Here is a 7,718-nt window from a genome sequence, read left to right as displayed (position 1 = left end):
CGGGTAAAGATCTGCTGGTCACTCGTCTTGCTGCTGGTAACGCAACCCCCTTCACACTGCCTGCTGGGGCAAATGCTGAAGGCATTCAAACCTTCAACTTCGGCAACACAGGTGGAAACCAGGTCTTCATTGACTGGGCTGCTTACTTCTTCAGCCTGAATGACAAGGTAAGATTCTACGTCCCGGCTGTGGGCGGTCTGCACTACGACTATGCACCGACCGCAAGCCCTGCTTTAGATGCGGCTGACGGCGGTACTGGGCCTCTGTCGGTGTTCGCTCAACGCAACCCCATCTATCAGATCGGTGGCGGTTCGGGTGTCGGTGTCAACGTTGAACTGACCCCAGCGTTCACTATCAGTGGCGGTTACCTGGCTGACAACTCTGGAATTGGTGGTGCGATCGCTTCTGGTGCTAATAACCCAAGTGACAAGAATGGCTTGTTTAACGGTAGCTACTCAGCTTTGGGACAGATTACCTTTAAAGCGAGTGATGCGCTAACTCTAGCGTTGACCTATGTGAATGCTTACCGTCGATCGGCGATCTTCGACACAGGTAACGGTGGCGTAGGAGCTTCTGGGACGCTGGCTGCAAATGTGGGAACCAATGCACTGGGTGCCGCGACTCCCTCAAAGATCAATGCCTACGGTGCGTCGGTTGCCTTTAGACTCAGCCCTCAACTGGTGTTGAATGCCTTTGGTTCTTACGTCAACGCTGACTTTGTGGATGATGGTGCAGGTTCGCAAGACATCTGGACGTATGGTGCAGGTTTGGCGTTACCTGACTTTGGCAAGAAAGGAAATCTTCTTGGCTTTACGGCTGGTGTCGAACCTTATCGTGGCGATGTCAGACCCAACAGTCTGCCGCTCCACTTTGAGGGCTTCTACAAGTACCAACTCAACGACAACATCTCTGTCACACCTGGCGTGATTTGGATTGTGAATCCTGGTCAAAACAGTGCCAATGATGACGTTGTGATCGGAACCGTAAGAACGACCTTCACCTTCTAGTTTCTGATTGACGCTTGATCTTTTAATCAAGTCTTTGAGGCCTCACTTCGGTGAGGCTTCTTTGCGTCTTGGGCTATCTTGATGAAGATAGATTTGTAGATCTAGTAGAGCGTGCCTGGAGAGAGAGAGGATCTGCTTTTAGGATGGACTTACGATTTTGTTTGTTCTAGTTGATAACTTAATCCAACCCAGGAGAAGACCACGATGGCTAGAGTGAATCCGATCGAAGTACAAAAGCACCTCAAAGGCATTGACTATCCCGTTGACAAAGAAAATCTGCTCAAACATTTGCAGCAAAATGGTGCCGACGAAGATCTGCAATCTGTTTTAGAAGAATTGCCGGATGAGGAGTATGAAACCGCGGCTGATGTCAGCAAGGCGATCGGTCAAATTGAATAAGTGGGCATGAGTTGGCAACGACCCACTACCTACCAGAACTGCTCAGTACCAGCTATTCCAGCGCGTTGATAAGATGTGGCTGGAGTCGCTGGGTTTTGTTTCCTCATCGATCGCTTTCACGACTCGTCGGTAAAGATCTTCTGCTTGCTGAGGCGAGTTGCCAATGCTGGTGAGTCCTAACTTCCCAAACTCTGATAAGCAGCCCATGAGATGAAACACGGTGCCTGTCTCGGTGCTGGTGTCAAAGTGAAGTTGATGATGCGCGATGATGTCCATCAGATCGTTAGGGAGCAAGCCGCGATACTGGTCTTTTTGCAGGTTGTCTGTTGCCATGTAATATTTGGCGCGTCCCTGCTGACTGTAGAATAAGCCGCTTGAGAGGTCGTAGCGTCCGTTTGTCATAAACTTGAGCGTCATAAACGGGTGGGTTGTGCCTCCTTTGCGAAGGTTGATCTCGATCGCCTGAAAATCCCAGTCATCTGTATCGGGATCGTGGACAGCGACAAAATCAACGCCAAAACGCTCCAAAACGCCCTTCTCAGCTAGAGTCTTGCCAACGCGCAGCCCCAACTCTTGTAAGCGCATTCGATAGACTTCATCAGCAGGAAAACGGCATCCCAAATAGATCTGCCCGCTGGGGCCGCCCAGAATTTGATCGTGGGTTGAGAGAATTTCGACTTCTCCGATCGGCGTAACTCGTCCCTGAACACTAGGCGATCTCTTTTCCTCCCCTTCGATAAAGGCTTCTGCAATGGCTCCCAGTTCGGGAATGCGACTGCTGTAGTTTTCCCAGGTCTCAGATTTTGCCTCAAAGTGCAAGGTTTTAAATCGCTCTAAAAGGGTGGTCACGCGATCGGAATGAGTGGCCAACCCAGGCGCAATTTCTTCTAGTGGACGCAGATCCAGAAGTGCATTCCCTTCGCCCGAAAATCCCTCATTTAATTTGATCACGATGCGTTTGAGGGTAGGCTGTCGTTCCCAAAGTTCGGCGGCGGCTACTGCGAGATCTTTAGCGTTCCAGACGAGTAAGCTGCCATCGGGATGAGGAACGCCACTCTCAGCGAAGATTTGACGGCTGCCGCTTTTGGTGCCCCAGATCAGTAAGCTTGGGTCAAGCGCGAATAGTGGAATATCTAACTGAATGGATAAATCTCGCTCTAGAGGGGTTGAGTTATAGCAAATCATATAAGCTCGATCGTGACTCACCGCCTGCCGAATCCGCTCTAGCAACCGAGGACGATCGAGAATTTTTTGACTCAGGGGGCGAGTTGAAGAGTCATAAGTAGACAGCAGCAGCAGGCGATCGCGAGCGTGAGAAAACGGAATTCCGGGGAGGAGTTGTAAATAGTAGTCAATTACGCTGGGATGAAGCGGCTGTGACGTAATGTAAACCAGCCTTGTACGAGGATTTCGCAAACGAATTAATGAGAATAGTAAGCGTTCTTCATAATGGTGGAAGCCTTCGATCTTTAGCAGTTCGCGCTGATCGACGCTAATCGAAGGAATGACCACAATATCGGCATCACTCGTGTCAAAATCGTCAGCACTCCGCCAGCGATCGCGCAATGTGAGATTAAGCTGCTGAAAAGGTTCTGCTGAGTCAACGGAAATATCAAGAGAGTTCATATACATAACCCCTGATGGGTGGGATATCAGCGATCATACAGATTAGATTGACAGTGACAATACGTGCGGAGGAGGGAAATTGCTGAGATGGCGGACGTGAAAGCAACGTTGAGAAAAAAGCTTCTGCAAAAACGGCGATCGCTCTCCCTTAATGAGTGGCAGCGCAAAAGTCAACAAATCTGTGACCATCTACAAGCCTTTCCCCTGTTTCGAGACGCGAAAACGATTTTGACTTACTTTAGTTTTAGGCAGGAACCCGATCTGAGTTTGTTATGGAAACTCGATAAAGTCTTGGGAGTGCCTCGCTGTGTCGAAAATTCTCTCTTCTGGCATCTTTTTCCCTCTGACTTTCCGACCCAGACAGGCGCTTATGGCATTACCGAGCCGCATCCTGAAGCCCCGATCGTGACGATCGATCGCGTCGATCTAATCTTGGTTCCCTGTGTCGCTTGTGATCGGCGCGGTTACCGTCTTGGCTATGGAGGAGGCTTTTACGATCGCCTCTTCAGTTCTCCTAGATGGGCAGACAAACCGACGATCGGAATCGTCTTCCAGTTTGGAGTCTTGGAAGCGCTGGCGATCGACCCGTGGGATCGTCCCCTCCAATTTATCTGCACCGAGGTTGGGGTAACTGCATCCCTAAGCTAACTTCATCCCTCCTCCCTCCTCCCTCCTTCCTTCTAATGCCCCTTGGTCGCTCTCAGCATGTGATAAACAATCAGCAGTTGTGTCAATGCCAGGGGATAGCTTTGCAGCGTTTCACCTGTGGTGCCAGAGATTTTACCTAGCTCAGTGTTGGACTGGGTACTACAAAAGGTCAACAACTCTGGCGCTTTATTGCAGATAAACTTTTCTAACTCTCGAACCTGCTCGATCGTCGCGTGTCCATCCACTTCTAAGACATCGACGGGCTTGCCCATATCGCGATCGAGACACAACCGAATGGCAGACTTGCCCTGGGGATCAGACAAACTGGCAACTTGAGTCAAATCGGGGTGAGAAATCGTCGGTCTGAGCACCAAACGTACATTGAGATGACCATTAGTTTCCTGGGATTCTGCGGGGGGTGGGTAAAAACTGACCACCATATCAGCCCAGGTGCGCTGCGGACGAATGAACTGTTCTGAATCGGGTTCTCGCTTTTGCATCTCTGCTAAAACCTGCTCCTCAGAGTAGCCGCGCTTTTGCGTATCACGTTTGACCTTCCATTGAGTTCGTAGCGCTTCGGGAGGAGCCAGGTAAACTTTAACGTCATAAGAATCCAGCACCGCGCGAGTCGAATACCCTAATAGCCCTTCAATAATGATGAACTTGTTAGGCTTAATGTATTGCGGTGGCTCAAAGCTGCCTGTCTTGTGGCTGTAGATGGGTTTTAGAATGGGCTGTCCGGTTCGCAACAATGAAAGATGCTGCTGCATGATGTCTAGATGGTTGCAGTCAGGATGCAGAGCAGTGATGCCCAATTTGGCGCGTTGGGTGCGATCGTAGCGGTGATAGTCATCTGTGCAGATCGTGGTGACGTTCTCTTCTCCCAACACCTGAGCAATGCCTCTGGTCAGGGTTGTTTTACCCGCAGCACTATCACCCACAATGCCAAGAATAATGGGGCGATGAGTCATGAATCCTCCGATAATAGGTCATCCACACATTGGTCTCATTCTATGGACAACTGCGTAGGGAAGCAATCTAAGTTTGTTCAAGAATGATTGCGAAAGATGGCGAGTTGATAAAGCAGTTTTGTTTTGTTCAACCCTTATTTGCATTCGTCACACTGGATTCATGACTCTCTTACCATTACTTATAGTCTATGATTACCCCCGAAGAAACCTTGATCCTGAGAGAGAAAGCATCCGTTATTCTGAAGACGGACAGGTAATTTTTGCAGCGAAATTGTGCTAGAGGCAGTTCGACGGCCCCAGTCATCTCGCTCAACCTGCCGCCGCCCTTCACTACTGATTTAGTAGCTTGCAGTCTTTCCTAAACCTATGAAAATATTTGTCTTTCACACGCCTGAGTTGACTCCAGATCAAAACGGTGCGGATTGTGCGATCGCCATTGATGTGCTTCGGGCAACGAGTACGATCGCGACAGCGCTGTCGGTGGGTGCTGAGGCCGTTCAGGTCTTTAGTGATATGGACAAGCTGATGTATGAGAGTGATGCGTGGCCCTCTGAGAAGCGGTTGCGTGCGGGAGAGCGGGGAGGGAGTCGGGTGACGGGCTGTGAGATGGGCAATTCGCCTTTGGACTGTACACCGGAACTGATGCACGATCGCCGTCTCTTTATCAGTACGACGAATGGAACGCGGGCGCTGCAAAAGATTCAAGGATCGACTACGGTTTTGGCGGCGGCGTTGATCAATCGTCAGGCGGTAGTCGATCATTTGCTCAAACATCAACCCGAAACGGTTTGGATTGTGGGTGCGGGCTGGGAAGGATCGTTTGCGCTGGAGGATACGGTTTGTGCGGGGGCGATCGCTCACAGGGTGGCAGAAGGGCTGGGGGTAACGCTAGAAGAGCTGGCTGGCAATGATGAAGTGACGGGGGCCGTTTCGCTGTATGAGCAGTGGCAAGCGGATTTGTTGGGGTTGTTGCATCATGCGAGTCATGGTAAGCGACTGTTGCGACTCGATTGTCACGATGACTTGAAGTATTGTTCTCAAACAGATGTGCTGGATGTGTTGCCGATTCAGCGTGAGATTGGGGTGTTGGTTAGAGGTTAATTGATTAGTTGAAAGATTGGTGATGGGTCATTTGTTGGAGTGCCGATCGCCAATCTTAGGCGGGTGGGTTAATTGCTAGAAGTGCTGTATGTCCCCTCTGCAATTTAGGTAAAGGCAAATCTGACTTTATCAACCCTGTGTAATCACTTTTTCCTCTGACAAGGCCTTTGCTAAAACCGCTGCTGCTTCAAAGGAGTCATGTAAACCTTGGCTACCTGCTTTGCTTTGAGTGTCCAATGGGACTAAACTTGATTCCTTCAATAATTCAGTTACCAGGAAATGTAACAACAAGAGCTTATCAGAATGAGATAATTCCTTCAGCAGGGGCACAAGTTCGGGGAGAGACATAAGCTTTCCATTGATTTAGGTTGCATCTGTTGCATCTATCTTAGAGCGTTTGGTTTGCGTCGATCGCCTCATTGCTCAAGCAGAGTCAGCTATTGAAGATAATCGTGTGAGAGATCTAGATGAAGTCCTTTGCAACGGCCGATTTCTAGAAAGCCCATACACGACAAATATCAGAATTTTTTGAACTAGGTTAAAGCGGGCTAGTACTTTATTGGGGTGGTGAAGAAAGTCGTTGGGCTTTGGTTCGATCGTGCTGTCGCTCAATTGTATTGTTGATCGCTTCATTCTCTAACAGAATCCATTTGCTTCAGTAGGCATTGTGCGATTCGTTTGGCGGCTCCCGGTTCTCCCATGCGGCGACGGCCGTTTTCGATCGTCAGTTGCAAACTATCTGGATTGTTCAACAGTGCTTTTAACTTGGTGGCGACTTGATTGGGCTGTTCGACCAGGGTAACGGAGGCTCCGAGGAGTCGAGTTTGAGCTTCTGCAAAGACAGGCGTGAACTGGGGGCCCTGTCCCGGAATGATGATTGCAGGTTTCCCCAGTCCGATGAATTGCTCGGTTGCGGTGCCTGCGAGTGAGATCGCCACATCCGATCGCTGCAAACATTCTGCAAATCGTTGGGGCATTAACTCTAGAGTTGCTTGTTTTTCACCAAAGCCGAGTGTGTAGCGATTTAAATCTGAGGGTTGCCAGCGATATTCTAGAAGCATTTTGTGAAATCGTTCCAGTTCTAATCCAGGTGCGATCGCTGCTAACCCTAGTATTGGTCTTCCCATTTGCCCTAGCATTCCATTAATGGCTTGTAGAATGATCTCCCAATTGTTGTAAGCTTCGGGAATTCTTGAGCCGGGGATGAGGGCGATCGTCAAAGGAAGCGCCGTTTGAATCTTAAATTTCGACGGTTGATGGGATGTATCTGACCACTCTAAGCCGTCCATCATCGGATTGCCCAAGTCAAAGGCGGGAACGTTGAACTGTTGCAAAATATTGGCGGTGATGCGATCGCGCGGAAAAACAGCTTTGCAGCGGGGATGACTCATTAGCCAACGTTCCCACGGGTGATAGACGCAGCCTGTCCACCGCTCTAGGCGATCGTCCCACCAGGATTTTCGAGGGAGCCAGCCGCTTTCGTCGCGCAGATAATACTCTGATTTTGCCGTTCCAGTAAAAGCATAAGGAACACCACTCACCAGGGCAAACAGCAAGGGTACGATGTCGCCCACTGCGAGGATAAAGGAATTTTTGGGATCGGCTGCTGCCCAAGTGCGAACGGCTTTGATTTGAGCGATCGTTAACTGCACCAATCCCCCTTTCACGTCTCGCACCAGTTGCCGACTGTCCATGTGAATGAAGCCACCAGAAGGCATGGATTGAACAGTGCCGATCGTGGCGATTCCTAGCTTCTGGTAGGCGTGACCTTCCCCGACGATCGGGAGTGCTTGAATGTCAGGACAGCCCAACTGCTGTTGAAGTTCGGATAAAACGCGAGTGGCGATCGCATCTTCGCCGTGACCATTGCTGAGACAGAGAAGGCGCATGGCAACGAGGAGTAAGGGACTTGACTAGAATACTATGCTACTTGTTGGGCTGAAATGGGGAGCGATCGGGCAGGTGA

At 50.0% G+C, this 7,718-nt stretch carries 8 protein-coding genes; 4 read left to right on the top strand and 4 right to left on the bottom strand.

The genetic code is table 11. From position 1 onward, the window contains the following. Both ACJ2PR_RS34320 and ACJ2PR_RS34315 read left to right on the top strand, forming a co-directional pair. A partial coding sequence (locus ACJ2PR_RS34320; RefSeq protein WP_446880406.1) for an iron uptake porin occupies positions 1 to 1,007 on the top strand: 1,007 nt, incomplete at its 5' end. Positions 1,008 to 1,211: 204 nt separating this feature from the next. Then, on the top strand, positions 1,212 to 1,406 hold the full coding sequence (locus ACJ2PR_RS34315) for a DUF2795 domain-containing protein (RefSeq protein WP_446867025.1): 195 nt from the start codon (positions 1,212 to 1,214) through the stop codon (positions 1,404 to 1,406). Positions 1,407 to 1,448: 42 nt separating this feature from the next. Here ACJ2PR_RS34315 and ACJ2PR_RS34310 read toward each other — a convergent pair whose 3' ends face one another. Then, the gene (locus tag ACJ2PR_RS34310) at positions 1,449 to 3,032 is read right to left on the bottom strand and encodes a peptide ligase PGM1-related protein (protein WP_446880405.1); all 1,584 of its coding nucleotides are present in this window, start codon (positions 3,030 to 3,032) and stop codon (positions 1,449 to 1,451) included. Positions 3,033 to 3,119: 87 nt separating this feature from the next. Here ACJ2PR_RS34310 and ACJ2PR_RS34305 point away from each other — a divergent pair, with 87 nt between their 5' ends. Next, positions 3,120 to 3,680 (top strand): 5-formyltetrahydrofolate cyclo-ligase, encoded by a 561-nt coding sequence (locus ACJ2PR_RS34305; RefSeq protein ID WP_446880404.1) that lies wholly within the window; start codon positions 3,120 to 3,122, stop codon positions 3,678 to 3,680. A gap of 32 nt (positions 3,681 to 3,712) precedes the next feature. Here the strand turns inward: ACJ2PR_RS34305 and ACJ2PR_RS34300 are convergent, their stop codons facing one another. Beyond that, positions 3,713 to 4,651, bottom strand: coding sequence for a phosphoribulokinase (locus ACJ2PR_RS34300; RefSeq protein WP_446867028.1), 939 nt, complete (start codon positions 4,649 to 4,651; stop codon positions 3,713 to 3,715). Between the two features lie 366 nt (positions 4,652 to 5,017). On the opposite strand from ACJ2PR_RS34300, the gene ACJ2PR_RS34295 reads away from it, so the two are divergent. Beyond that, positions 5,018 to 5,752 (top strand): 2-phosphosulfolactate phosphatase family protein, encoded by a 735-nt coding sequence (locus ACJ2PR_RS34295; RefSeq protein WP_446875074.1) that lies wholly within the window; start codon positions 5,018 to 5,020, stop codon positions 5,750 to 5,752. 129 nt (positions 5,753 to 5,881) lie between these two features. Here the strand turns inward: ACJ2PR_RS34295 and ACJ2PR_RS34290 are convergent, their stop codons facing one another. Then, positions 5,882 to 6,100, bottom strand: a complete 219-nt coding sequence (locus ACJ2PR_RS34290) for a hypothetical protein (RefSeq protein WP_446859910.1) — start codon at positions 6,098 to 6,100, stop codon at positions 5,882 to 5,884. Between the two features lie 281 nt (positions 6,101 to 6,381). Then, positions 6,382 to 7,641, bottom strand: a complete 1,260-nt coding sequence (locus tag ACJ2PR_RS34285) for a lipid-A-disaccharide synthase-related protein (RefSeq protein WP_446880403.1) — start codon at positions 7,639 to 7,641, stop codon at positions 6,382 to 6,384. Positions 7,642 to 7,718 lie beyond the last annotated feature (77 nt).

The sequence above is a fragment of the Phormidesmis sp. 146-33 genome, from assembly GCF_052939515.1.
This window is presented reverse-complemented; position numbering and strand designations above follow the sequence as displayed.